Annotated in this window: 24 protein-coding genes and 2 pseudogenes; 14 read left to right on the top strand and 12 right to left on the bottom strand. The window is 60.4% G+C overall.

Annotated elements, in window-relative coordinates; all coding sequences use genetic code 11:
- The first annotated feature begins 95 nt into the window (after positions 1-95).
- On the top strand, positions 96-1076 hold the full coding sequence (locus ACZ0A4_RS13715) for a diaminopimelate epimerase (RefSeq protein WP_463575157.1): 981 nt from the start codon (positions 96-98) through the stop codon (positions 1074-1076).
- Between the two features lie 190 nt (positions 1077-1266).
- On the opposite strand, the gene codA is transcribed toward ACZ0A4_RS13715, so the two are convergent.
- The 5 genes from codA to ACZ0A4_RS13690 form a co-directional block, all read right to left on the bottom strand.
- Positions 1267-2514, bottom strand: coding sequence for a cytosine deaminase (codA, locus tag ACZ0A4_RS13710; RefSeq protein WP_463575155.1), 1248 nt, complete (start codon positions 2512-2514; stop codon positions 1267-1269).
- Positions 2515-2529: 15 nt separating this feature from the next.
- The gene (codB, locus tag ACZ0A4_RS13705; RefSeq protein ID WP_463575154.1) at positions 2530-3801 is read right to left on the bottom strand and encodes a cytosine permease; all 1272 of its coding nucleotides are present in this window, start codon (positions 3799-3801) and stop codon (positions 2530-2532) included.
- A gap of 245 nt (positions 3802-4046) precedes the next feature.
- Positions 4047-4859 (bottom strand): alpha/beta fold hydrolase, encoded by an 813-nt coding sequence (locus ACZ0A4_RS13700; RefSeq protein ID WP_463575153.1) that lies wholly within the window; start codon positions 4857-4859, stop codon positions 4047-4049.
- A gap of 207 nt (positions 4860-5066) precedes the next feature.
- Entirely contained in the window at positions 5067-5423 is a 357-nt protein-coding gene (queD, locus tag ACZ0A4_RS13695; protein ID WP_463575152.1) for a 6-carboxytetrahydropterin synthase QueD, read from the bottom strand.
- 85 nt (positions 5424-5508) lie between these two features.
- Positions 5509-6588: a patatin-like phospholipase family protein gene (locus ACZ0A4_RS13690; RefSeq protein ID WP_463575151.1), complete on the bottom strand. Its 1080-nt coding sequence runs from the start codon at positions 6586-6588 to the stop codon at positions 5509-5511.
- Between the two features lie 246 nt (positions 6589-6834).
- Between ACZ0A4_RS13690 and ACZ0A4_RS13685 the strand changes: the two genes are divergently transcribed.
- From ACZ0A4_RS13685 to ACZ0A4_RS13670, 4 genes are read left to right on the top strand one after another with little or no spacing between them, the layout of a single operon-like run.
- Positions 6835-7143, top strand: coding sequence for a PepSY domain-containing protein (locus ACZ0A4_RS13685; protein WP_463575150.1), 309 nt, complete (start codon positions 6835-6837; stop codon positions 7141-7143).
- Positions 7143-7454: a PepSY domain-containing protein gene (locus ACZ0A4_RS13680; protein ID WP_039770259.1), complete on the top strand. Its 312-nt coding sequence runs from the start codon at positions 7143-7145 to the stop codon at positions 7452-7454. The genes ACZ0A4_RS13685 and ACZ0A4_RS13680 overlap by 1 nt, the downstream gene beginning before the upstream one ends.
- 3 nt (positions 7455-7457) lie before the next feature.
- Entirely contained in the window at positions 7458-8126 is a 669-nt protein-coding gene (locus tag ACZ0A4_RS13675; RefSeq protein ID WP_007915592.1) for a response regulator transcription factor, read from the top strand.
- Positions 8123-9436, top strand: a complete 1314-nt coding sequence (locus ACZ0A4_RS13670; protein WP_122597046.1) for a sensor histidine kinase — start codon at positions 8123-8125, stop codon at positions 9434-9436. Before ACZ0A4_RS13675 ends, ACZ0A4_RS13670 begins: the two co-directional genes overlap by 4 nt.
- A gap of 249 nt (positions 9437-9685) precedes the next feature.
- Here the strand turns inward: ACZ0A4_RS13670 and ACZ0A4_RS13665 are convergent, their stop codons facing one another.
- Both ACZ0A4_RS13665 and ACZ0A4_RS13660 read right to left on the bottom strand, forming a co-directional pair.
- The gene (locus ACZ0A4_RS13665; RefSeq protein ID WP_430947413.1) at positions 9686-10441 is read right to left on the bottom strand and encodes a methyl-accepting chemotaxis protein; all 756 of its coding nucleotides are present in this window, start codon (positions 10439-10441) and stop codon (positions 9686-9688) included.
- 102 nt (positions 10442-10543) lie between these two features.
- Positions 10544-10690: pseudogene (locus tag ACZ0A4_RS13660) on the bottom strand (HAMP domain-containing protein); the annotation flags it as partial.
- Between the two features lie 1398 nt (positions 10691-12088).
- On the opposite strand from ACZ0A4_RS13660, the gene ACZ0A4_RS13655 reads away from it, so the two are divergent.
- From ACZ0A4_RS13655 to ACZ0A4_RS13645, 3 genes and pseudogenes are all read left to right on the top strand, one after another.
- Positions 12089-13405 carry a Na+/H+ antiporter family protein gene (locus tag ACZ0A4_RS13655; protein WP_463575149.1) on the top strand — a complete coding sequence of 439 codons (1317 nt, stop codon included), beginning with the start codon at positions 12089-12091 and terminating at the stop codon, positions 13403-13405.
- Between the two features lie 198 nt (positions 13406-13603).
- Positions 13604-14380, top strand: a pseudogene (locus ACZ0A4_RS13650) (cache domain-containing protein); the annotation flags it as partial.
- 84 nt (positions 14381-14464) lie between these two features.
- A complete protein-coding gene (locus ACZ0A4_RS13645; RefSeq protein WP_409077500.1) occupies positions 14465-15286 on the top strand; it encodes a methyl-accepting chemotaxis protein in 822 nt (273 codons plus the stop codon).
- A 207-nt stretch (positions 15287-15493) separates the two neighbouring features.
- Here ACZ0A4_RS13645 and ACZ0A4_RS13640 read toward each other — a convergent pair whose 3' ends face one another.
- Complete coding sequence (locus ACZ0A4_RS13640) at positions 15494-16429, bottom strand: LysR family transcriptional regulator (protein ID WP_463575147.1); 936 nt, start codon at positions 16427-16429, stop codon at positions 15494-15496.
- 113 nt (positions 16430-16542) lie between these two features.
- Here ACZ0A4_RS13640 and ACZ0A4_RS13635 point away from each other — a divergent pair, with 113 nt between their 5' ends.
- The 3 genes from ACZ0A4_RS13635 to ACZ0A4_RS13625 all read left to right on the top strand — a co-directional run bounded on the left by ACZ0A4_RS13635 (position 16543) and on the right by ACZ0A4_RS13625 (position 18614).
- Positions 16543-17028, top strand: coding sequence for a DMT family transporter (locus ACZ0A4_RS13635; RefSeq protein WP_463575146.1), 486 nt, complete (start codon positions 16543-16545; stop codon positions 17026-17028).
- A 3-nt stretch (positions 17029-17031) separates the two neighbouring features.
- Positions 17032-17487, top strand: coding sequence for a DMT family transporter (locus tag ACZ0A4_RS13630; RefSeq protein WP_463575145.1), 456 nt, complete (start codon positions 17032-17034; stop codon positions 17485-17487).
- A gap of 962 nt (positions 17488-18449) precedes the next feature.
- Positions 18450-18614, top strand: coding sequence for a metallothionein (locus ACZ0A4_RS13625; protein WP_077573617.1), 165 nt, complete (start codon positions 18450-18452; stop codon positions 18612-18614).
- Positions 18615-18639: 25 nt separating this feature from the next.
- Here ACZ0A4_RS13625 and ACZ0A4_RS13620 read toward each other — a convergent pair whose 3' ends face one another.
- Positions 18640-18912 (bottom strand): hypothetical protein, encoded by a 273-nt coding sequence (locus ACZ0A4_RS13620; protein WP_463575144.1) that lies wholly within the window; start codon positions 18910-18912, stop codon positions 18640-18642.
- 38 nt (positions 18913-18950) lie between these two features.
- The gene (locus ACZ0A4_RS13615) at positions 18951-19178 is read right to left on the bottom strand and encodes a DUF6555 family protein (RefSeq protein WP_187677607.1); all 228 of its coding nucleotides are present in this window, start codon (positions 19176-19178) and stop codon (positions 18951-18953) included.
- A gap of 136 nt (positions 19179-19314) precedes the next feature.
- Here ACZ0A4_RS13615 and ACZ0A4_RS13610 point away from each other — a divergent pair, with 136 nt between their 5' ends.
- The 3 genes from ACZ0A4_RS13610 (at position 19315) to ACZ0A4_RS13600 (ending at position 21482) form a co-directional block, all read left to right on the top strand.
- A complete protein-coding gene (locus tag ACZ0A4_RS13610) occupies positions 19315-20097 on the top strand; it encodes an AraC family transcriptional regulator (protein ID WP_463575143.1) in 783 nt (260 codons plus the stop codon).
- Between the two features lie 224 nt (positions 20098-20321).
- On the top strand, positions 20322-20495 hold the full coding sequence (locus ACZ0A4_RS13605) for a DUF1427 family protein (protein WP_463575142.1): 174 nt from the start codon (positions 20322-20324) through the stop codon (positions 20493-20495).
- A gap of 30 nt (positions 20496-20525) precedes the next feature.
- Positions 20526-21482, top strand: a complete 957-nt coding sequence (locus ACZ0A4_RS13600; RefSeq protein WP_463575141.1) for a quinone oxidoreductase family protein — start codon at positions 20526-20528, stop codon at positions 21480-21482.
- 138 nt (positions 21483-21620) lie between these two features.
- Here the strand turns inward: ACZ0A4_RS13600 and ACZ0A4_RS13595 are convergent, their stop codons facing one another.
- Positions 21621-22643, bottom strand: a complete 1023-nt coding sequence (locus ACZ0A4_RS13595) for a purine-nucleoside phosphorylase (protein WP_463575139.1) — start codon at positions 22641-22643, stop codon at positions 21621-21623.
- 15 nt (positions 22644-22658) lie between these two features.
- The gene (locus ACZ0A4_RS13590; protein ID WP_463575138.1) at positions 22659-23618 is read right to left on the bottom strand and encodes a nucleoside-specific channel-forming protein Tsx; all 960 of its coding nucleotides are present in this window, start codon (positions 23616-23618) and stop codon (positions 22659-22661) included.
- Between the last annotated feature and the right edge of the window lie 184 nt (positions 23619-23802).

Here is a 23802-nt window from a genome sequence, read left to right as displayed (position 1 = left end):
TCGGCTGACCCACCGCTTTCGCGAGCAGGCTCGCTCCCACAAGGGATTGCGTTTTACAGTGGAGGCTTCAGGCGATTTAACAGCAAGGGGCGGTGATGACGCAGTTCTACGATGCTCGGGGCAATATCTACGGGGTGATTTCGCCGCAGGCACTGCGCGCCGGGGGCATTGCCTTGCCCGCCAGCGCCACCGAATGCGCCTCGTCGCGTCAGTCGTGGAGCGCAGCAGCAATCAAACTCTGCTGTGACTGGCCCGAAGGCCAGCGCCCGGTGAACAGCAAATCCCACCGCAGCGATGGCCTGCTGATCGGCCCGTTCCAGACATCACCGCCGTTCGACGTATTGATCGTCAACACCGACGGCACCCTCGCCGAGCGCAGTGGCAATGGCCTGACGATTTTCTCTCAGGCGCTGACCGATCAAGGCTTGATGCCAGAGGAGGGCGCGTTGTTGTGCGTGCATCACGACAAGGGTGATGTCGTGGAAACCTCGGTGAAACCGGCTGAAGTCGACGGCGTTCACGGTTTCTGGCTTGACCTCGGGCAAGCGGATTTCGGGCCGGATGCCGTCGCTGCGCAGAATGTTCAAGGCATCGAGTTCAACGGTCGGGTCGTGAGCCATGTCCAGCCCTTGGCACAACTTGATCCCGATTGGGCGCACAGCCAATTCGTGCGCATCGGAAACCCGCATTGTGTAACGCTGCTCAGCGCTGCAGCCGCTTTACCAGGCAACGAGCAAATGCGTGAATCACCGCTGAACGAGGGACTGACCGAAATCGCCTACGCCATCCCCACCGGGGCCGGAGATCCATGCCCGGCGGGCGTCAATCTGCAATGGGCGGTGCTGAAGTCACCGCAGAAAATCCTGGCCCGAGTGTTCGAACGCGGCGAGGGGCCGACAGCATCTTCCGGCACCAGTGCCAGTGCGGTGGCCTGCGCGGCATGGCGTGTGGGTTGGGTGGCGGCCGGTGAAGTGCAGGTGGTCATGCCCGGCGGCACGGCACCGATTTTGCTCGAAGCAGCAGACGCTGAATTGCTGCGGATCAGGTTGTTTGGTACGGCGCAATTGATGGGCTGAGTTCGAAGACGCCATCGCTGGCAAGCCAGGCTCCCACGGGTTTTGTGCTGAACATCAATATCATGTTCAAACACCGACCCCTGTGGGAGCGAGCCTGCTCGCGAAAGCGGTAGGTCAGTCACATTGATGTTGAATGCGCCAACCTCTTCGCGAGCAGGCTCGCTCCCACATTGGATTTACGGTGCGTCTCTCAGCTCAGCTCACTACTGAACTCCACCACCGGCATCTGCCGCTTCATCAACACCTTGCCACCGCGAATCGAAAACAACGGCAAGCCCTGACTACGGATCACCTCGTAATCGCTGTCCGCCGACAGAATCAGCAGGTTCGCCGGTCGCCCCTGTTCCAGCCCATAACGCTCACCCAGGTGCATGGCTTTGGCGCTGTTGTCGGTGACCAGGTCCAGCGCACTTTGCAGGTTGCGGTAACCAAGCATGTGGCAGATGTGCAGCCCGGCCTCAAGCACGCGCAGGATGTTGCCGTTGCCCAGCGGGTACCACGGATCGACGATGGAATCCTGGCCGAAACACACGTTCATCCCGGCTTCGAGCAGTTCGTTGACGCGGGTGACGCCACGGCGTTTGGGGAAGTTGTCGAAGCGCCCTTGCAGGTGAATGCTTTCGGTCGGGCACGAGACAAAACTGATCCCGGAATGCCCGAGCAAACGGAACAGTTTGGCGCAGTAGGCATTGTCGTAAGAGCCCATCGCCGTGGTGTGGCTGGCGGTGACGAGGGCGCCCATGTCGCGGCTGCGCGCCTCTTCGGCGAGCACTTCGAGGAAGCGTGAATGCGGGTCGTCGGTCTCGTCGCAATGTACGTCGACCAGGCAACCGGTGCGCTCGGCCAGGTCCATCAGGAATTTCACCGAACTGACACCCTGGTCGCGGGTGTACTCGAAATGCGGAATGCCGCCGACCACATCCGCGCCCATGCGGATCGCTTCTTCCATCAACTCGCGACCGTTGCGAAACGACTCGATGCCTTCCTGTGGAAACGCGACGATTTGCAGGTCGATCAGGTGGCGGCTTTCCTCGCGGACTTCGAGCATGGCTTTGAGCGCGGTGAGTTGCGGGTCGGTGACGTCGACGTGGGTGCGCACGTGCTGAATGCCGTGGGCGGCCAGCGTCTGAATGGTTTTCTTGGCGCGGGTCTTGGTGTCTTCTTCGGTGATGGTGACTTTGCGCTCGCCCCAGCATTCGATGCCTTCGAACAACGTGCCGCTCATGTTCCAGCGCGGCTCGCCAGCGGTCAGCGTGGCGTCGAGGTGAATGTGCGGCTCGACGAAGGGCGGCACCACCAGATTGCCGCCGGCGTCGAGGTCATCCGGGCCGAGGGTCGGTGCTTCGGTCTGCCGGGCGATGTTGCGGATCAGACCGTCTTCAAGGTGCAATTCGTGCAAACCTTCCTGGTTGCGCAAACGGGCGTTGATGATGTGCATCAGGCGAATCCTTTTTTATAGGTCTTGTAGTGGCGCGGTCGCGCTGCGAGCGCCGAGCATGCCGGTAACGATGACATACGTTAGCGCGGCAGCGGCGATCCCTACCAGCGGCGCGACCCACGGCGAGCTGAACGCGGCGACGGTGCCGACCGCGTAAGCCCCGAGGCCCGGCCAGTTGAACGCCGGCAACCGCGCGTCGACCAGGCGCGGATAACGCCCGCGCCAGCGGAAGAAAAAGTCCGCCATGATCACCCCGCCAATCGGTGGAATCACTGTGCCGAGCAGAATCAGATAGGGCACCAGCATGTCGTACATGCCGAGCAAGGCCAGCAGCGTGCCGATCACCGCACCGGCGAGGGTCACGGTCTTGCGTCGGCCGGTGCGCAGCAGGTTGCAACCAGCGACGGCGAAGTTGTAGATGGTGTTGTCCTGAGTGCTCCAGATGTTCAGTAGCAGCATGGCCATCGCGGCCATGGCGAAGCCCTGCAACAGCAGCACTTCCACCACGTCCGGTTGCTGATAAACGATCGCGCCGTACGCGCCGATCAGCACCATCAAGCCGTTGCCGATGAAAAAACCGATCAGGCTGGCCAGCACCGCCACCCGGGCCGAACGCGAGAAGCGCGTCCAGTTGGTCGCCTGCGTTGCGCCACTGACGAAGGTGCCGAACACCAGGGTGATCGCGGTCGACCAGTCCAGCGAACCGCTCGGCACCACGCTGAGCAACCCCTCGAACCCGCCGACTTTTACCGTCGCCACCCACATCGACAGCATCAGCAGCAACATCATCGCCGGCACCGCGATGTACGATAGAATTTCCAGTCCGCGATAACCGACGTAAGCGGTGGCGCAGAACATCAAACCGAACAACACCATCAGGCCAAGCACCGCGCCTTCGTTCAAATCAAAGTATTTGCCGATCACCACCGCAGCGGTCGCCGTGCCCCAGGCGTACCAGCCGATCTGGGTGAAACCGAGGATCAGGTCGCTGAGCTTGCTGCCCACTTCACCGAAGCAGAAACGGCCCATCAACACCGAATTGAGGCCGCTTTTGAAAGCGATGTAGCCCAGGCCCGCCGCGTACAGGCCTAGCAGCAAGTTGCCGACGATGATCACCGCCATCATCTCGGCGAAACCAAACGCCACGCCGAGCTTGCCGCCGGCGAACATGGTCGCGGTGAAAAACGTGAAGCCCAGTAACACCATCGCCGTCGAGGCCAGGCCTTTGCGCGCGTGCATGGGGACTTCGCTGAGGGGGTAATCGTTGCCGGGAGCGTGCTGCGTCATGAGGCGGTCCTTGCTGGAAAGGGAGAGACGCGGGGAAGGGTTGCAGTGGTCGTGCCAAATGCCGGGTGGCGCGGGTTATGTATAGACGAGTCGTGTGGATTGGCGCGAAAGCGGTGCACCCGAATACACCCAAGCCCAATGTGGGAGCGAGCCTGCTCGCGAAGGCGGTGTGTCAGACGATATCTGCTGTGACTGATGAACCGCTTTCGCGAGCAGGCTCGCTCCCACAGGGGATTTGTGTTGGTTTAGAGAAAGCGCAGCAGGGCGGCGACGATGGCTTCGGGGGCGTCTTCCTGGACGAGGTGGCCTGCGTTAGGGATGGCGTGGAATTGCGAGCCGGGGATCATTTGGTGCAATGCGCGGCCACGCTCGATGGGAATCCACTGATCGTCTTCACCCCAGAGAATCTGTACCGGACAACGGATCGTCGGGTACAGGTTTTCAGCCTCACGGGTGTAGCGCTCATCCATTTGTGCAATCTGCCGGTAGAACGCCGCTTGCCCCGAATCGCCCAGCCATGGCTCAACGTAGGGCGCGAGTTGATCATCAGGAATATCCCGGTGGATCGCCCCGCGAATATAGGTCGGCACGATGGCGCGCTGGATGTAGTCGGGCAGGCCACTGAACGCTGCTTCATGCAGGCGGACATGTTGCACGAACGGCGAACCCCAGGGCGACAATGCCACCGGATCGATCAGGGTCAGGCTGCGATAATCCTTGCCGTTGAGCAGGTGTGCACGCAGTACGGTGGCGCCGCCGAAGTCGTGGGCGACAACGTCCGGGTGTTGTAGATTCCAGTGGTCCAGCAGTTGCGCCAGGAGTTGGTTTTGCACGCCGAGGGAGACATCGGCGTCGGGTTGTTCGGAGCGCCCGTAACCCAGCAGATCAAAGTAATGCACGCGATGTGTGGCAAAAAAATGCGGCGCAATCCGGTGCCACACATACGACGAAAACGGCGTGCCATGCACGAACACCAGTGGCGGGCCGTCGCCGTGTATGGCGTAACGTACCTGTCGGCCGTTGAAGTCAAAGACCTGATCCAGCAGCCAGTCTGTCATGGGCCTGTCCTCTTGGCGGGTGGGAGCCAAAAAGCATAGGCGTAAAAAAACAGCCGTGAAGGCTGTTTATTTATTCACTGACACGCCGCCTATCCCTGTGGGAGCGAGCTTGCTCGCGAAGGCATTGTGTCAGTCAATATTTACTTCACTGGTAAACCGCATTCGCGAGCAAGCTCGCTCCCACAATGGTCTTCAGTGATCTCTACATTACTCACCGCGATAGATGCAACCGCTGGTGCACGTCTCGTGAATACGGATCGCGCTCAGTTCCGGCAGCAACGGCTTCATTTCATTCCAGATGAATTTGGCCAGCACTTCGCTGGTCGGGTTTTCCAGGCCGGGAATGTCGTTCAGGTAGTTGTGATCCAGACGGTCGTACAGCGGCTTGAAGATTGCCTTGATTTCGGAGAAATCACGGATCCAGCCAGTGTGCGGATCGAGGTCGCCGCTGAGGTGAAGCGCCACTTTGAACGAGTGACCGTGCAGACGTCCACACTTGTGGCCGTCCGGGACGTGCGGCAGGCGGTGGGCGGATTCGAAAGTAAATTCCTTGAAGATTTCCACGGTATTTTCGGCTCTGTTCAGATGGTGTTCGCCGCAGCGATTCGGGCAGGCGGCGAGTTTACCAGCTTGTGTTTGGCCGTGCTGACTAAAGGGTCAGCAAGCGCTCGGCGAGGCGACCATTGGCAGTCAGTTCAAGGAATTCGTCACCCAGACGGCGGCTCTCGTCCATCGCCGCGTGCCAGTATTTCTGCCGGCTCGGCGCATCGCCCATAAAGCGTTTGAAGTCGTTACGGTCGGGCAGTTTGCCGTAGGGCAGGCGCGCCAGATATTCCTTCGACGGCGCGAGCAGCAGCACGTCCTGCAAGCGTTCCACCGAGGCCTTGCGCCACGGCAGGGTCTTGTCGAACCAGCCCGGAATCACCCGGTCGGTGAAGTGCGGATAGAGCACGATGCCGTCACCGCTGTAGGGCAGGTCGAGGTGATAGTCGAGCAAACCGCCGTCGCGGAAGGTGCCGGCGCCAGCACCCGGCAAGTCACGCACACCTTCCATGACCATCGGGATCGAGCCCGAAGCGAGCAAGGCCTGGCGCAGGTTGCCGGCATTCAGCGCGACGAAGCGCGACGGGAAATCGTTCAGCGTATTCACCGGCGGGGCGAGGCGCGGGTCGTGGATGATCAGGCGCTCGAAGTGCCGCGACAGCCGTGCGCGGCCACGCAGGTTGTCGGCGATGACCGAGCCAAGCGCCAGACCGAGACGACCACGATGGTCATCGGCCAGACGCCCCTGACTTTTCACCACCATGATGTTCAGCCGGTAATGGGCGTTGTCGAGGATGCTTGCGTCGCGGCCGTCGAGCAGGTCGTTGAGCATGCGCTGCGAGCTCTGACTGATCTCGGCCATGGTCACGCCTTTATTGAAGTTCTGCTCGGTGTACAGCTGACCGAGGCGGCGGATGCCATCGGCGGCGTCGGGCAGGCAGGCACTGGCGAAGCGCCAGGAACCGACCGAGGCGCCGATCAGCGAACGCTCGCGCGGCGCACTCGGCAGCCATTCAGCGAACAGCGCCAGATCCAGTCCCTGAATGCCCAACGCCTTCGGCCCACCGGCGGCGCCGGGCAGGGTGCCGACGTCGGCGGCGTTCAGGCCCTGGGCACGAATACGCGCCATGGCACGCGGGCCGGCCTTGAGGGTGAGGGCGGGGAATTTGATGTGGATGGCGGTCATACCGGTCTCGATCGTTAGCAAGCGAAGGATTATAGAACCACTGCGGCCCCCTGTGGGAGCGAGCCTGCTCGCGAATGCGGTGGGTCAGACACATCATTACTGACTGACACACCGCATTTGCGAGCAGGCTCGCTCCAACAAGGGGGTAATGTGATGAGCGGGAGCAATGATGGCAATTCAGTTTCAGTTAAGTTCATCCCGCTAAGGTGCCCACCGTTAAGCAACACATAAAAATACGGAGACACCATGAAAACCCTGACTGCCCTGTCCATTGCCTCGATCATCGGTCTCACTGCCAGCACTGTTCACGCCCGCGATCTCGGCCCTGACGAAGCCCTGCGTCTGCGCGACGCTGGTACTATCGTCTCCTTCGAGAAGCTCAACGCCACCGCGTTGACCAAACATCCGGGTTCGACGATCACCGACACCGAGCTGGAAGAGCAGTACGGCAAGTACATCTACCAGATCGAAATGCGTGATCCGCAGGGGCTGGAGTGGGATCTGGAATTAGACGCGGTGACTGGGCAGGTTCTCAAGGATCATCAGGATACGTAATGAAGGTTAATGTTCGCGCCACCCGCCGCACGGCGTTGGCGCTGGTGATGTTTTGCTCGACGGCCATGGCCCGCGACCTCGGTCCGGACGAAGCGCTGAATCTGCGCAAGCAGGGCGTGATCCTGCCGCTGGAGCAAGTGCTGCAGCAGGCGATGGATCGTTATCCCGGCGCAAAGTTGCTGGAAGTCGAGCTGGAAGAAAAACACGACGTCTACATTTATGAAGTCGAGTTGCTCACCGTCGAAGGTGTCGCCCGTGAGCTGCATTTGAAGGCCGATACCGGTGAACTTGTGAAAGACAAGGAAGATTGATCGATGCGTTTGCTATTGGTGGAAGACCACGTACCGCTGGCCGATGAATTGCTCGCCGGCCTGCAACGCCAAGGCTATGCGGTCGATTGGCTGGCGGACGGTCGTGATGCGTTGTATCAGGGCAGCAGCGAACCGTATGACCTGATCATTCTCGACCTCGGCCTGCCCGGCGTGCCGGGGCTTGAAGTGCTGGCGCAATGGCGCGCCGGTGGTCTGGCGATTCCAGTGCTGATCCTTACGGCGCGCGATTCCTGGGCCGAACGCATTGAGGGCCTGAAGGCCGGCGCTGACGATTACCTGACCAAACCGTTCCACCCTGAAGAGCTGCAACTGCGCATTCAGTCGCTGTTGCGCCGCTCCAAAGGCCAGGCCAATCAGCCGACATTGCAAGCCGCCGGGCTGCATCTGGATGAGGGCCGTCAGTGCGTGGTGCGCGATGGTGCCGACATTCAACTGACCGCTGCCGAATTCCGCCTGCTGCGGTATTTCATGCTGCACCCTGAGCAGATCCTTTCCAAAAGCCACCTCGCCGAACACCTCTACGACGGTGAAACCGAGCGCGATTCCAACGTCCTCGAAGTGCACGTCAATCACCTGCGGCGCAAGCTCGGCAAAAGTGTGATCGAAACCCGTCGCGGCCAGGGTTACCTGTTCGGCGGGCAAGCTTCGTGAGGTCGATCCAGCGCCGCTTGAGCCTGGGTTTGATCAGCGTGATGGTGGTCGTCGGCGTGGTGGTGGCGCAAACCAGTCTGTGGTTGTTCGAAGTGGGTTTGCAGCGTTATCTCGAAGCCGGTTTGCGCAACGACAGCGAAAGTCTGCTGGTGGCATTGGTGCGCGGCCCGCAAGGCCTGCAACTGGATGAGCGGCATCTGTCGCCGGCCTATCAGCGGCCGTTTTCCGGGCACTATTTCCGCATTGATTTTGCCGACAGCCATTGGCGCTCGCGTTCGTTGTGGGATCAGGACCTGCCGCTGCTTGACCATCCCGGTCTGCACAGCAATCTGCAACTGGGCCCGGACGGTCAGCAATTGCTGGTGCTGCGTTCAGACTATCGACGCCTGGGCCAATCGATTTCAATCAGCGTCGCGCAGGATTACACGCCGGTGCGCGAGAGCTTTCAGCGCATGCGCCAGATCGGTCTGGGCCTTGGGTTGGCGGCGTTGTTGCTGATTCTGTTCTTGCAGCGCTTGACCGTGCGCCGCGCGTTGAAGCCGCTGGAAAGGGCGCGCGAGCAGATCGCGCAATTGCAGCAGGGCCAGCGTTCACAACTCGATGATCAGGTGCCGGTGGAGCTGGAACCGCTGGTGGCGCAGATCAACCATTTGCTCGCGCACACCGAAGACAGTCTCAAGCGTTCACGCAATGCCTTGGGCAATCTCGGGCATGCGTTGAAAACGCCGTTGGCGGTGTTGTTGAGCCTGGCATCCAGCGAAAAACTCGATGCCCATCCCGAGTTGCGCAAGGTCCTCAAGGAACAACTGGAGCAGGTGCAGCAGCGGCTCAATCGTGAATTGAACCGGGCACGGCTGTCCGGTGATGCACTGCCGGGAGCGCTGTTTGATTGCGATGCGGAATTGCCCGGATTGCTGGCGACGTTGAACATGATTCATGGCGAGCATCTGGCGCTGAGCTATGTTGCCCCGGCGGGATTGCAACTGCCGTGGGATCGTGAGGATTTGCTCGAGTTGCTCGGCAATCTTTTGGACAACGCTTGCAAGTGGGCGGATGCCGAAGTACGCCTGAGCGTGATCGAGCGTACGGACGGCTTTGCCCTGAGCGTGGAAGATGACGGCCCGGGGATTCCCGAAGAACAGCGCACTGAGGTGTTCAGTCGTGGCACGCGACTGGATGAACAGACTCACGGGCATGGCCTGGGGCTGGGAATTGTCCGCGATATTGTCGAGACCTGGGGCGGGTTGCTGGTGTTGGGCGAGAGTGAGTGGGGCGGGTTGAAGGTGGTGATCGAATTGCCTCGACGGTGAGCCGCTAAAAAGCCCCTCACCCTAACCCTCTCCCGGAGGGAGAGGGGACTGACCGCGTTGTTTGGGAGAGGTACACCGACGTGAGATACCGAGCCGAACTCAGGGTTTGAAAGCATCAGCGTGATCTGAAATACCGAGCCGAACTCAGGTTTTGAATGACATGGAGATCAGCTCCCTTTCCCCCTCGCCCCCTTGGGGGAGAGGGCTGGGGTGAGGGGGGAATCCAGCTGACACCCCACAACCTTCAAATCAAACCCGAAACTGATCCATCAAACTCTGCTGCTGATTCGCCAGACTATTGAGCGACTGACTCACCCGCGCCGACTCATTCGCCTGCCCGGACAGCGACTCCGTCACATCGCGGATCGTCGCCACGTTGTTATTGATCTCTTCCGCCACCGCGCTTTGCTCTTCAGCGGCGCTGGCAATCTGCAGGTTCATGTCGCTGATCACCGTCACCGCCTCGCCGATCTGGCGCAACGCGGTCACGGCTTGGCCAACCTGTTCGACACTGCCCTGAGCCTGACGATGGCTGTTGCCCATCGACCCGACCACGTCTTGGGTGCCGCTCTGCAACTGTTCGATGACCTGACGGGTTTCTTCCACCGATTCCTGTGTGCGGCGAGCGAGGTTGCGTACCTCATCAGCGACCACAGCAAAACCGCGGCCAGCCTCACCGGCACGGGCCGCTTCGATCGCGGCGTTGAGTGCCAGCAGGTTGGTTTGTTCGGCAATCGCGCGGATGGTTTCCAGCACCGCGCCGATTTTCTCGCTGTTAGCGGCCAGACCTTCAACTTGCACCATGGCTGCGCTCATGTCGGCGGCGAGGGTGTCGATGCTTGCAGTGGTGCGGTCGATCACGGTCAGGCCCTGACGGGTCGCGCGATCGGCATCCTTGGCGGCCTCGGCAGCCTGCGCGGCGCTGCGGGCGACGTCTTGCGCGGTGGCGCTCATTTCGTGGGACGCGGTGGCGACCTGATCGACCTGACGGTATTGCTGTTCCATGCCTGCGCTGGTCTGGGTCGCAATCGCTGAGGACTGATCGGCGGTGTTGCGCGCGTCCTGCACCGAGCGTTTCACCTCGGCGATGATCGGCTGCAACTTGTCGAGGAAGCGGTTGAACCAACCGGCCAATTGACCGAGTTCGTCCTTTTTGTCGTAGGCCAGACGGCGGGTCAGATCACCTTCGCCGCTGGCGATGTCTTCAAGCATGTGCGCCACGCCGAGGATCGGTCTGGTCACGCTGCGCGCCATCAGCCACACCAGCAGCAGGCCGATCAACGCGGCCAGCACGCCGAGGCCCAGCTCGATCAGAGTGCCAGAGTTGTTGCTCGCGTCCAGCTGTTGCTTGAGCGCTTCGGCGCGGCTGACCAGGACTTTTTCCGGCACATCAAGTAGCACGCCCCACGACGGGCCGCCTGGAATTGGCGGGAACGGCGACAGTACTTTCAACTGGCCGTTGCTGTGCAGGCTGCTGACGGTTGTGCTGGAAGCGAGTTTGCTCAGCAGTTCGGCGCCGCTGGTTTTATCTACGGCATCCAGACGCTGGCTGAGTTTTCCAGCATCCGGGCTGTAACCGGCGAGCAGGCCGGCAGGGCTGATGATGCTCACGGCGGTCTGGCCGTCGTAGAGCTTTTTGCTCGCGCCTTGGCTGATCGCTTGCAGGCTGTTGAGGTTGATGTCGACCGACAGCGAAGCGATGACTTTGCCGTTGACCATCAGCGGGAAGACGATGCTGGTCATCAGCACCTTCTGCCCGTCGATCACATAGAAGTAGGGTTCGATCACGCACGGTTTGAGCGTGGTGCGCGGGCAAGTGAACCAGGCATTGGCCGCTTGACCGCTAGGGCCGGTGCTGGTGTCGGCCATGTCGCTTTCCGGCAGGGCCATCGAGGTGACTTTGCCTGGCGTTGGTTGCGACCAGTACAGGGCGAAACGGCCCTTGTCGTTGCTACCCAGTTCAGCCTGACCGGCGAACAGTTCGTCTTTGCCGTCCAGCGCGTTGGCTTCGAACACCAGCGACAGGCCGAGCAGGTCCGGGTTGGCTTGCAGCGCCGATTTGACCTGACGGGTCATGTCTTCGCGCAGGTCGAAGGCATCGAGAAAGCGTTTCTCGGCCTGTTCGCGCAGGAACAGCACCTGCCGCGAAAAGCCGTGGCCGTATTGATAGGCGTCCATGAACTGCTGGCGGATGCCGGCGGCTTGCACTTCACCTTGCGACTCGATACGCGCCTGCGCCGACTCAGTGAGCATTTCCATGCTCGAAGCTTTCACCAGTTCAGAACTGTGCTCCATGCGATACAGCGAAAGACCGACCAACAGGGTCACGATACCGGCCAGGCACAGGCCGGCGAGCAGGGTGATTTTCCATTGGATGGAAAGTTGTCTGAGCGACATGGAGACGTCCTTATTCGATAAATATCTGAGACTTTGCACTGTAACGGCTGCTTTTCAGCTTTCTTTATCCTTGAAACACAATATGGCGGATTGCCGCACCCGAAATCGCCGGCTCGCTTTGACACTGCGGCCACTCTGCGGCACAGTGCGCGCCCTTCTAATAAGACCCTCTTTGCAAATCCGCCGGTTAAGCTTTGGCGGACTCATTCTGTCTGGCGGTCGGTTTTCCACCGCAGTGTTTTTCGAGGAAGTGAAATGAATGCAGTCATAGCGGCAGTCGGCGTCATGCTGATCCTCAGCCTGTCCCGCGTGCACGTAGTGATCGCCTTGATCGTTGGCGCGCTGGTCGGCGGTCTCACCGGTGGCTTGGGCATCGACGCCACGCTCAAGGCGTTCAACAGCGGCTTGGGCGGCGGGGCGACGGTGGCGTTGTCCTACGCGTTGCTCGGCGCTTTCGCCGTGGCGATTGCCAAGTCTGGCCTGGCTCACGCCTTGGCCGACAAGGCGCTGGCCATGGTTGATCGCCAGCATACGACCGGAGGTGGCAGCGTCAAATGGCTGCTGATCGGCCTGTTGTGGGTGGTGGCGATCGCTTCGCAGAACATCCTGCCGATCCACATCGCGTTCATTCCGCTGCTGGTGCCGCCGCTTTTATATGTACTGACCAAGCTGCAACTCGACCGCCGCTTGATCGCCTGCGTCATGACGTTCGGTCTGATCACGCCGTACATGTTCCTGCCGGTGGGCTTCGGTAACATCTTCCTTAATGAAATTCTGTTGGCGAATGTTGCGCGCAGCGGCGTCGATATCAGCGGCATCAATGTCACCCACGCCATGGGCCTTCCGGCGCTGGGCATGGTCTTTGGTCTGGCGATGGCGTTTATCAGCTACCGCAAGAAACGCGTGTATGACCTGGCGAAGATCGAGCAGGTCGAGCAAGTCGCGGTGCAGTACAACCCGCTCAGCCTGATGATTGCCGGTGTGGCGATTGCCGCCGCGTTCATTGTGCAGTTGCTGCTGGACTCGATGATTATCGGGGCGCTGGTCGGTTTTCTGATCTTCTCGGTGTCGGGCATCGTCAAGTGGCGCGAGACCGATGACCTCTTCACCGAGGGCATGAAGATGATGGCGATGATCGGCTTCATCATGATTGCCGCGTCTGGTTTTGCCGAAGTGATGAAGGCCACTGGCGAAGTGCAGACGCTGGTTGAATCCTCGGCGTCGTGGATCAATCACAGCAAGGGCATCGGTGCACTATTGATGCTGCTGGTCGGGTTGCTGGTGACCATGGGCATCGGTTCGTCGTTTTCCACCGTGCCGATTCTGGCAGCGATTTTCGTGCCGCTGTGCGTGCAACTGGGCTTCAGCCCGATCGCCATTGTCTGCATCGTTGGTACCGCCGGCGCACTTGGCGACGCCGGTTCGCCTGCTTCGGATTCGACGCTGGGCCCGACCTCGGGCCTGAATATCGACGGTCAGCATCACCACATCTGGGACACCGTGGTGCCGACGTTCCTGCACTACAACCTGCCGTTGCTGGCATTCGGCTGGGTGGCCGCAATGGTCCTCTGAACCCCGCCGATCTCCTGTGGGAGCGAGCTTGCTCGCGAAAGCGGTGTATCAGCGACGTAATGGTTGACTGACACGACGCCTTCGCGAGCAAGCTCGCTCCCACGGGGGAATGGGGTAATCCCTTTGCTCAACTTTTGTGATGACGTGCCGTTAAAGCCTTTAACCACGCCAATAAAACCAAAAGAGTGAGCTCCCACAATGCGCCTGAGCCTCAAGGCTAAAGTCCTCTCCCTCGCCGTTCTCCCGGTGTTGCTCTTTGCGCTGGTCATCAGCCTGACCACGCTGTTCATCCTTCAGGAACAAGCGCACAAAGAGGTCGAACAGACCCGCGAGCGCCTGCTCGGTGATGCCAAAGCCACTCTGCAAAGTTACGTCGCCGTGGCCATGACCACGATCAAACCGCTGTACGACGCCGCCGCACCCGGTGATAACGAGGCGCGGGCGCAAGCGATCAAGTTGCTTTCCGGCATTCGCTACGGCAAGGACGGCTACTTCTTCGGCTACGACTCCGAGACCGTGCGCCTGTTCAAGGCCAACGACCCCGAAGGCGTGGGCAAAAGCTTCAAGGACAACCGCGACCCGAACGGCGTTTACGTCAACCGTGGCCTGGTGAGTGTGGCGAAGGACGGCACGCACTATCTGCAATACAGCTCGCCGCTGCCGGGCAACGCACAGGTGCTGGTGCCGAAACTCGGTTACACCGAATACCTGGCCAAGTGGGACATGGCGGTCGGTACGTCGGTCAACCTCGACGGCATCGAGGCGCAAGTGGCACTGGTTGAAGCGCAGGTGCAGGAACGCATGCAAGGCGTGGTGCTGAGCATCGTCGGCGTGGCAGTGGTGGTGCTGTTGGTGATTGCGGCGGCGGGGATGTTGCTGGCCAATACCATTTTGCGTCCGCTGACCCTGATGAAAGCCAACCTCGATGACATCGCGGCAGGCGAGGGCGATCTGACCCGTCGCCTGAACATCACCAGCCAGGACGAACTCGGCGAACTGGCCGGCTCGTTCAACCGCTTCGTCGACAAGATCCATGGCCTGGTGCGGCAGATCACCGAGATGACCACGCAATTGACCGGGCTGGTGACCCAAGTGTCGGATCAGGCCCAGCGTTCGGATCAGGCGATGGAGCGTCAGCGTCACGAAACCGATCAGGTCGCCACGGCGATCAACGAAATGTCCGCCGCCGCACAAGAAGTAGCGAAGAGCGCGCAGAACGCCGCTGTCGCTGCCCAGCAGACCGACGAAGAAGGCCAGAGCGCCAAGCGTGTGGTGGCCGGCAGCATCAAACAGATTCATGCGCTGGTCGATGACATCCGCAGCAGCGGCGTGTCGCTCGACAGCCTGCAGCAGGACGTGACGTCGATTGTCGGCGTGCTCGGGGTGATTCGCTCGATTGCCGAGCAGACCAACCTGCTGGCGTTGAACGCGGCGATTGAAGCGGCGCGCGCCGGTGAGGCCGGGCGCGGGTTTGCCGTGGTGGCGGACGAGGTGCGTGCGTTGGCCAGTCGCACCCAGATCAGCACCCAGGAAATTCAGGGCATGATCGATCGCTTGCAGGCGGGCACGCAATCGGCGGTCGAGGCGATGCGCCGTTCCAGCGAGGCGGGTGACGGCACTTCACAGCAAGCCAATCAGGCCGGGGCTTCGCTGGATGCGATGGCGGAGCTGATCGCGACGATCAACTCGATGAACGCGCAGATTGCCAGTGCGGCGGAAGAGCAGACGGCGGTGGCGGAAGAGATCAATCGCAGCGTGCATCAGATTGCGGTGGCGGTGGACAGCGTGGCCGATGAAACGCAGTTGGGCGCGCAGACGTCGCGCAGTCTGGCTGAGCTTGGTCAGCGCCTGGGCAAACTGGTCGGTCAGTTCCGTATTTGACCGCTTGAAAAGCCCCTCACCCTAACCCTCTCCCAGAGGGAGAGGGGACTGACCGAGGTGTCTTGCGTCATCCATCGACCTGAGGAATCGAGTCGATTATGGATTCCCAGCAGAGCTTTCAGGTCGGTGCAAGCCTGCAATATCCCCCAATCAGTCCCCTCTCCCTCCGGGAGAGGGCTAGGGTGAGGGGCTCTTGATTTTCAGCTTTCAGGGACGATCCCAATAGGGCACTTCACCAAAGCATTCGATAAAGAAATCAATCACCGTCCGCACCTTCACCGACAACCGTCGGCTCCCCGGCCACAACACCGCAATCTGCTGCGGCTCCAGGCTGTTCGACACCTGATATTCCCCCAGTACCGGCACCAGCGTGCCGTCGCGCACCGCTTCGCCAATCAACCATGACGGAAACATCACCAGCCCCAGGCCTTGCTCGGCGGCTTGGGTGAGGGTGTCGGCGTGGTTGCCGGTGATCGGGCCTTTGACCGAATAGGGCGTCCAGTCCTCGCCATCGCGGCGGAAAAACCAGCGCTGCTGGCCGGTCGCGCCTTTGTAGGCCAGGCATTGGTGCTGCGCCAGATTGTCAGGATGTTGCGGCGTACCGTGGCGCTTGAGATACGCCGGGCTGGCCGCAACCTGAAAGCGATGCGGCGCGAGAATCCGCGCCTGCATGCTCGAGTCGTGCAGCGAACCAATGCGGAACAGCAAATCCGCGCCTTCCTGCAACGGGTCGACGTAATGGTCGGTCTGCTGGATATCGAGTTGCAGCTTCGGATAACGCGCGCACAACTTGCCCAGCCATGGCGTCAGATGCCGCTGACCGAACACCACCGGCGCGTTGATGCGCACCAGACCGGTGGGTTCGCTTTGCTGTTCTTGCAACGCCTGCTCGGCTTCTTCCAGTTGCACCAGCACCAGCCGCGCATGATGACCGAGCATGCGCCCGGCTTCGGTCGGCGTGACGGCGCGGGTGTGGCGGTAGAGCAATTGCTGGTTCAGCGCTTGTTCCATCAACTGGATCTGCCGCGAGATCGAGGAGGGCGCCACGCCTTCGCGACGGGCTACTTCGGAAAAACTGCCGTGGTCGAGCACCGCCACAAACAGCCTGAGTGCCTTGAATCCGAGTTCGTTGAGCCCGTGCATGATGTGTCCTGCTGTGCGAATTGCGCAAAAGTGTTGTTCGGATGCTCCCATTTATCGCACAGCTTAGCCAGCCGATAATCCGCGCCATCGTTTACTTGAGTGGAATGTTGTTTATGCAGACGTTGGATGAGGTCGCCGTTACGGCGCCGGTGAAGAAAGCGGGGCTGCGACTGTTGTTACTGCCACTGGTGATCCTGGCAGGCATGGGTCTATCGGTGGAGGCGGGGTTGCTAGGGCCGTTGGGTGTTCAGGTCGGGCATCTGTGGGCGACTTTGAGCATCTTTGGTGTCGGCTCGGCGATTCTGTTTTTGCTGTTGTTGTTCGCAGGCCCGCAAAAAGGCCCGGCACTGACTGATTTACCGCGTTGGCAATTGATCGGTGGTTTTCTCGGGCCGATGTATGTGGTGGTGCTGACGTTGGCGACGCCGCATATCGGCATTGCCATGACCATGATCGCGATTCTGTCCGGTCAGGTCGGCAAGAGCGTGTTGATTGACCATTTTGGCTGGTTCGGGGCGACGCGCAAGAAGGTCAACACCGAGCGCTGGCTGGCGTTGGGGTTGATTGTGGTGGCACTTGTTTTGATTGCGCGGGGGTGAGTGATGAGTCTGGTTATTTTGTTGGCGGTGGTGGTGTTGGCCGGTGCGGTGTTGAGTGTGCAGGCGGCGATCAATGGGCGTCTGGGGGAAACCGTTGGGGTGTTGCGCAGTAGTCTGCTGACATTTGTTGTGGGCGCGGTTTCGACCGGGTTGTTGATTTTGTTTTTTGAGCCGGCTCATGCGGTGAGTCTTTTGGATGTGCCGAAGTGGCAGTTGACCGGGGCGCTGTTTGGCGTGGTGTACATGATGGTGATGGTGGGGGCGGTGCCAGTGGTGGGGACGGCTGTGGCGACGGTGGCGGTGATTGTCGGGCAGTTGGGGATGGGGATGTTGATTGATAATTTTGGCTGGTTGGGGAATCCGGCGATTGAGCTGTCTGGTTCGCGGATTTTGGCGATGGTGTGTTTGGGGGTGGCTTTGGTGTTTATGTATCGGAGCAGTTCGCGTCGGGTTGGTTGATTTGATTTGATTTGAGTACATATCCGTTGCTGCGGTAACGGCTGCTTAGGGTTTCGCCCTTACGGCGACTCACTTTTTTTACAAACGCCTAAAAAAAGTAAGCAAAAAAACGCTTGCTCCTGCGTGCGGCCCGCTCGCTGGGGCTCGGGGTTCCTTCGCTCCGGGATCGATCCGGGCGCAGCGCCTACGGTTTGCTTCGCTGCACCTCCTCTCGCTGTGTTTGGCTGCGCCAAACGGTCGCTGCGCTCCCACGCCCGGATCAATCCCGGAACGAAGCCTTCCGACGTCGCCTTACAGATCAAGAGCTGCAGCCGAGCTAACGCTCATCCTGTTGAGTGGTGGAAGAGCACAGCGTGTTCGGCTTTGGTTTTGTGTTGGATTCGCCCCTCACCCCAGCCCTCTCCCGAGGGAGAGGGGGCCGATTTTTGGGCTTTTCAAAGCCTGAGTTCAACGCGGAATCGCACGTCGGCGTACATCTCCCAAACCACTCGGTCAGTCCCCTCTCCCTCCGGGAGAGGGTTAGGGTGAGGGGCTCTTGATCTGGCTTTTGATCCGGCTTTTGATCTTGCTTCGGCTTTTGATCTTTTGCCCCTTCGGCAGGCCGAGCGAAGGTGTTCATCCGGGGGGTAGGCGCGCAGCGCCGTGCGGCGTAGCCGCATACATCGAGAGGAGGTGCAGCGAAGCAAACCGTAGGCGATGCCCCCGGATGGACACCGTAGCGAGGGAACACTGAGCCTCAGCGAAGTGCCGTACGCCGGGGCAAGCCTTTTTGGTTACTTTTTTCTGGGCCGGCATTCCGGGCGTCTGGAAAAAGTGACCCGCCGTAAGGGCGGAACCCTAAGCAGCCGTTACCGCAGCAACGGATATGCCCCCAAAAAAACCAAAACCCGGGCAGCTTCTACACTGGTTATCACGGCTTGCCCTTCAAGCCCCAGACAACCACCACCCAAGGAGTCTGTCCCATGCCCGATAGAAAATGCGATTGCCCCAACTGCAAATGCACCATCAAGGAAGGCGATCATGCCTACGCCGTCCACGGCAAACACTATTGCTGCGAGGCCTGCGCTCACCACCACAAGAGTGGCGAGGAATGTTCAACCAAAGGCTGTAAATGCGCCCACGGATGACGAACGACGCATAAAAAAGTGGAGCCTAATCAGGCTCCACTTCCAGTTTCAGGCTTTCATCATCCAGCCGCTCTGTATGCCTTACCGTACCCTGCAGCCTTCGCCCCTCAACCCTGACCACGACGGTTTTCGCCTGATCAAGGTTCTCCGGCAGCGGTGCCGGCACACGCAAGGCAAAGCGAAACGGATCATTCTCGACCGCCTCAAGCCCAACGCGGCAGTCCACGCTTTTGGTGATCCGCCCGAACAGCGTATCAAGGCCGTAGTCCAGATGCGCCGGGCTGCTGAGGTTGCTCATGGTGCATTCCCCCGAATGATGGCGATCGCCAGCTGAGCTTAGCTGGTCGGTCGCCAGATGACGTTTTCCACGCCGAATTTTTCCGCCATCGGTTTGCTGGTCTTCTGCACCTTCTCACGGCCAAAACGAGGAATGCGGCCCACCCCGGCGTCGCAGCTCGCCCAGTGCCACGCCTCGGCATTGTCCATCTTGTCCGAGCGGATAATGAACGACTTGGGCGTGCCGTGAAGGGTGTATTCGATGACATAGAGTTTTGCGTTGTTCATAAAGCCCGTATTCCTCCCTGTGGTAATAGAGGGATCGCGGTGCGCCGGGAAAATTCACTCGGATTGTCCGACGGTATCTATCGTTGGCGACGCCGTGGCGCACTGGTTACCATGGCGTTTCCGCCAAGCCCAATGAATGCTCGCCATGGCCCTTGCCGCACCCCCTGATCTCAGCGATACCGATGTGCCCGTGCAACGTGTGGCACGCACGTACCCGCGCGGCTTGTTCATCGAGCCGCACGAGCATGTCTGGGGGCAGTTGCTGTATGCGATGAGCGGGGTGATGTGGGTCGAGACCCCGCACGAAGCGCTGGTGGTGCCGCCGCAGCGGGCGGTGTGGTTGCCGCCGGGTGTGCCGCACGGGATTCGGGTGGTGTCGGATCTGCAGATGCGCAATATGTACCTGCGCCCGGCGCTGGCGGCGACGCTGGATCAGACAGTGCAGGTGATCGAGGTCGGCGGTTTGCTGCGCGAGTTGATTGTCGGGCTGGTGGAGCAGGGTGACAGTGGTGATCCGGCGTATTACGAGGCACTGGTCGGGTTGGCGTTGCTGGAGCTGAAACGCGCAAGGCGTTCGCAGTTGAAAATCCCGATGCCGGACGACTCCGACCGGCGCTTGATGAATCTGTGTCAAGCGGTGATGGCGGCGCCGTCGCTGGAGATTCCATTCGAGCAGCACGCGGAAAATGCCGGGGCCAGCGTGCGCACCCTGGCGCGGTTGTTCAAGGACAGCCTCGGTATGGGCTTCGCCGAGTGGCGGCGGCAGGTGCAACTGGCGACGGCGGTGGCGGAACTGATTCAGGGCGTGGCGGTGAGTGTGATTGCCCGCGAACTCGGCTACTCACCCAGCAGTTTCAGCGACATGTTCCGCCGCGAATTGGGTGTCGCTCCTTCACAATTTGTTGTGGAACACGATTAATCAAGCCTGCATGAATCCACTGTGGGAGCGAGCTTGCTCGCGAATGCGGTGGATCAGCTGACTCATCCTTCACTGACACACCGCTTTCGCGAGCAGGCTCGCTCCCACAGGGTTTTGTGGTGTGCATCTGGTACTTGTCCGAAATTCAGAAGTCCTTGGCCGATGCCATCCCCGCCGGTTCCCTAAACTCTGCCCATTCCCTTCAAACGGCGGAGTTCCTCCCCATGAACTACCTGATTTCGCTGGCCATCGGTCTGGGCGTCGGCCTGTTGTACGGCGCGCTGGATTTCCGTTCTCCCGCGCCACCGGCTATCGCGCTGATCGGTTTGCTCGGCATGCTGGCCGGTGAGCAGTTGTGGCCGATGGGCCGGCAGCTGGTCGCGGGTTGGTTGTCCTGAATTTCCTCTTTTCCTACGGTGGATGTCCCCATGAAAGCACTGCAGTTCGATAAAACCGGCGACCTGTCTTCCCTGCATTACGTCGAGGTGCCGACCCCGGTACCCGGCGCTGACGAAGTGCTGGTGCAGATCAAGGCTGCCGGCCTGAATCCCAGCGATGTGAAAAACGTCCTCGGCCGTTTTCCCTACACCACGCTGCCACGAATTCCCGGTCGGGATTTCGCCGGTGTCGTCGTCGAAGGCCCGCAGGCGTTGATCGGTCAGGAAGTCTGGGGCACTGGCCGTGAGCTGGGCTTTTTCGCCGATGGCTCCCACGCCGAGTTCGTCAGACTGCCGGCCAATGGTGTGGCGCGCAAACCCTCGCACCTGAGTTTCACCCAGGCGGCCAGCCTCGGCGTGCCATACACCACGGCATGGGATGCGTTGGAGCGCAGTCTGGTAACGGCCGAAACCCGTTTGCTGGTAATCGGCGGCGGTGCGGTGGCCACGGCAGCATTGGCCCTGGCGAAAGTGCGTGGCGCGCAGTTGCTGGCAGCGGCGCGTCGTCCGGAGCAGGTCGCGGATTTGCAGGCACAGGGGTATCAGACGATCCAGCTGGATAAGCCCGAAGATCTCGGTGCGCAGGTAAACGCGGTGTATCGCGGCGGCGCCGATGTGATCTTCGACACCACCGGTTTCTGGTTGCCGGCGTCGGTGGCGGCATTGGCCACGTTCGGACGGATCGCGATTATCGCCGCACCAGTGGACGGGCATGTGCAACTGCCGGCACTGGCGCTGTATCGCAAGGGCGGTTCGGTGGTCGGGATCAATTCGTTGCTGTACGGCGTTGAAGCCTGTGCAGCGATGCTGGAGCAGTTCGGGCGGTTCTTCGATGAAGGGTTGCTGCCGTTGCCGCAGGGGTTGGTCGAGGCGCCGCTGGCTGACGGTCTTCAGCGTTATTCGGATGTGAATCAGGGCAGCGGTGACAAGGTCATTCTTATCCCCTGATACACCTTAGATCTCCTTGAAACCCAGCAATTTGTGGGAGCTGGCTTGCCAGCGATAGCGTCAGTTCAGGCAACTTCTTCTTTGCCTGTTCCGCCGCCATCGCTGGCAAGCCAGCTCCCACAGGGATTTTCGCTGTTCTTAAGAGGCGGGGACGCCGTTTTCCCATGTCGACCAGTTTTTCAGGATGTCCTGCACCAGCGGATTACCCGTGCGATAGAGGTTCTCCAACGCCGGCACGAAGCCGCCCTGATCGGCGTATTTGAGCAGGTTGTCCACTTCACTGCCGCCCGGCTCAGGACGGTCGAAGTCGGAACCGGCACGCACCACGGCCAGACGTTGCACGTCGACCAGACCTTCGCGACTGGCACGTAACAGCGCCTCATAGGTCGAGTTGTCTTCCTGCTGCGTCGTGCAGTATTCGCCCTTGTTGTCGCTCAGTAACCTGGTCCAGACCTCGGCCCGTTCGCTCAGACGCGTGCCGGAGAACCAGGTGTTGCCGGCCAGTGTGTCGCAGCGCGTCACCACCGGTGGTTGATTGGCCGGGGCTGACGGATATTTCAGGCGCCACGCCGCCGATTCCTTGCTTTCACTCAGCTCGATCTTGTGGCTCAGGGCGAAGGCCTTGGCCTGCAGTTTCGGGTTGAGTTCAAAGACTTCGGTCTTGTAGTCCAGCGGCGGTTTTTCGTTCGGACCCTTGGTATTGATGCCCAGATACCCGGTTGGCCAGCTCGATGGCGCATCGCGCGAATCGATCTCCCATTGCGTGCCGAATTCCACCAGATAGTGCGCCCATGCAGCGGTGCCGATGGTTCCGTGTTTCGGGCTGATCCCGGCAATGCCGGCGATCAGGAAGTAACTTTTACGCAGGTCGAATTTCGGCGACAGCGCCAACGCCAATGTCGAAGCGGCCGCGTTGGTCTGGCCCATGCCAGTGGTCAACAGGCACACGTGCTGCGCGTTGCAGCGGATGCTCGGATACTCGGCAGACAGGCCCGGCACGCGGATTTCCTGCTTCAGTTCCAGGCGGTCGATCCAGTGCTGCGCCTCGGGGGCGAACATGGTGATCAGCACGACTTTCGGTTGTATCGGTGCCTCTGCCGCCCACGCGGTAGAGGAGAGCAGGGCTGCACCGGCCAGGGTCAAACGCATCATTGCTTGCATGGAAAACTCCTTGATTCAGAACTGATAACCGACGCCGGCGTAGTAACCCCAGCCGTTGGAACGCGCACGGAAATTGCCGTCGCCAAAATTCAGCTCGCTGCCGTCTTCCCAGTTGCCGCCGTTGTGGAAATAACGCCCCACCAGCGTGAAGCGCAAATGGGTAAACGAGTAGAGCAGGACGTTGGTCGCCACCGTCGCGTTGGCCGTGCGCGCAGGGTTGTCCTTGTGGATGTCCGAGCCGAAATCGAAGTTGGTAAAACCGATGTAAGTCAGCGAGGCGCCGTTGCTGAATTTGTCGATCGGCACGATGTATTTGAGCTGTGCGCGGTAGCCGTCCCACGAATATTCATTGCTCGCACCGTAGTTTTCCCACTGATAGCGACCGTACAGGTTGGCCGACAGATTGACCCGCGAATGGGTGTCGATGTCGGTGCCGAAACCACTGTAAAGGGTGTTGGCGCGGTTCTCTTTGCGGCTGCCGTGATCGTAGATCCAGTCGAACGCTACATACCATTCCTTGAACGGTCCGATGGCCAGGCTGCGGCCGGCGAGGTAGTCGATGGAGATACGCGGTTCGTGCTCCATGAACACTGGTGAGCCGTGATCCCACACGCCTTTGTCGTGGCTGTTGCCGATGTTGAAGATCTTCGGAATGTCGATGTAGCCGTACAACTCGAACGGACCTTTGCGGCCGAAGTACTCGTATTCCAGATAGATGTCGTCGGCCGGTTGCGGGCCGAAGCTGATGTCTTTGCTGCCGATCAACATCAGGTCCTGGTTGTACCAGTCCGACAGGTAGGCGCCTTTTTTTGGCGGGCTGGCTTCGGGGCTGAGCGCCTCGCCCTGGGCGGATTCTTCTTTGCTTGCCGGTTGCGCCAGCGCGCTTTGGCTGAGAAGTCCGGTAACGCCGGTCAGTAGCAAGGAAACAGCAAACGTGCACGAGAAAGGTGCGCGAACAGGGCATGCGATGGGCATTCAAAGTCCTTTTTTGCAGATCAAGGCCCGTGTTCCGTGGGCTTGTACGGTTTTGTTACGAAAACGTTGGTATCGACGTTACGCAAACGTTTGCACAAGGCGTACCAAAACCTTCAATGGGCTGAAAGATCTGTCCTTTTTCAGTATTTCCTGATGGATCGGTCAGGCGCGGGATTGCAGACCC

This window comes from Pseudomonas sp. AC172 (assembly GCF_979258595.1).
This window is presented reverse-complemented; position numbering and strand designations above follow the sequence as displayed.

Bases quoted from the DNA above. Each gene is read 5' to 3' on its own strand.
- ACZ0A4_RS13620 (WP_463575144.1), bottom strand. From the start codon at position 18,912: ATGAGCAACCTCAGCAGCCCGGCGCATCTGGACTACGGCCTTGATACG.
- ACZ0A4_RS13635 (WP_463575146.1), top strand. From the start codon at position 16,543: ATGCAGACGTTGGATGAGGTCGCCGTTACGGCGCCGGTGAAGAAAGCG.
- ACZ0A4_RS13685 (WP_463575150.1), top strand. From the start codon at position 6,835: ATGAAAACCCTGACTGCCCTGTCCATTGCCTCGATCATCGGTCTCACT.
- ACZ0A4_RS13610 (WP_463575143.1), top strand. From the start codon at position 19,315: ATGCTCGCCATGGCCCTTGCCGCACCCCCTGATCTCAGCGATACCGAT.
- ACZ0A4_RS13675 (WP_007915592.1), top strand. From the start codon at position 7,458: ATGCGTTTGCTATTGGTGGAAGACCACGTACCGCTGGCCGATGAATTG.
- ACZ0A4_RS13590 (WP_463575138.1), bottom strand. From the start codon at position 23,618: ATGCCCATCGCATGCCCTGTTCGCGCACCTTTCTCGTGCACGTTTGCT.
- ACZ0A4_RS13595 (WP_463575139.1), bottom strand. From the start codon at position 22,643: ATGCAAGCAATGATGCGTTTGACCCTGGCCGGTGCAGCCCTGCTCTCC.
- ACZ0A4_RS13600 (WP_463575141.1), top strand. From the start codon at position 20,526: ATGAAAGCACTGCAGTTCGATAAAACCGGCGACCTGTCTTCCCTGCAT.
- ACZ0A4_RS13715 (WP_463575157.1), top strand. From the start codon at position 96: ATGACGCAGTTCTACGATGCTCGGGGCAATATCTACGGGGTGATTTCG.
- ACZ0A4_RS13615 (WP_187677607.1), bottom strand. From the start codon at position 19,178: ATGAACAACGCAAAACTCTATGTCATCGAATACACCCTTCACGGCACG.
- ACZ0A4_RS13655 (WP_463575149.1), top strand. From the start codon at position 12,089: ATGAATGCAGTCATAGCGGCAGTCGGCGTCATGCTGATCCTCAGCCTG.
- ACZ0A4_RS13640 (WP_463575147.1), bottom strand. From the start codon at position 16,429: ATGCACGGGCTCAACGAACTCGGATTCAAGGCACTCAGGCTGTTTGTG.
- ACZ0A4_RS13605 (WP_463575142.1), top strand. From the start codon at position 20,322: ATGAACTACCTGATTTCGCTGGCCATCGGTCTGGGCGTCGGCCTGTTG.
- ACZ0A4_RS13690 (WP_463575151.1), bottom strand. From the start codon at position 6,588: ATGACCGCCATCCACATCAAATTCCCCGCCCTCACCCTCAAGGCCGGC.
- ACZ0A4_RS13680 (WP_039770259.1), top strand. From the start codon at position 7,143: ATGAAGGTTAATGTTCGCGCCACCCGCCGCACGGCGTTGGCGCTGGTG.
- ACZ0A4_RS13625 (WP_077573617.1), top strand. From the start codon at position 18,450: ATGCCCGATAGAAAATGCGATTGCCCCAACTGCAAATGCACCATCAAG.
- ACZ0A4_RS13665 (WP_430947413.1), bottom strand. From the start codon at position 10,441: ATGGAACAGCAATACCGTCAGGTCGATCAGGTCGCCACCGCGTCCCAC.
- ACZ0A4_RS13630 (WP_463575145.1), top strand. From the start codon at position 17,032: ATGAGTCTGGTTATTTTGTTGGCGGTGGTGGTGTTGGCCGGTGCGGTG.
- codB (WP_463575154.1), bottom strand. From the start codon at position 3,801: ATGACGCAGCACGCTCCCGGCAACGATTACCCCCTCAGCGAAGTCCCC.
- codA (WP_463575155.1), bottom strand. From the start codon at position 2,514: ATGCACATCATCAACGCCCGTTTGCGCAACCAGGAAGGTTTGCACGAA.
- ACZ0A4_RS13645 (WP_409077500.1), top strand. From the start codon at position 14,465: ATGACCACGCAATTGACCGGGCTGGTGACCCAAGTGTCGGATCAGGCC.
- ACZ0A4_RS13700 (WP_463575153.1), bottom strand. From the start codon at position 4,859: ATGACAGACTGGCTGCTGGATCAGGTCTTTGACTTCAACGGCCGACAG.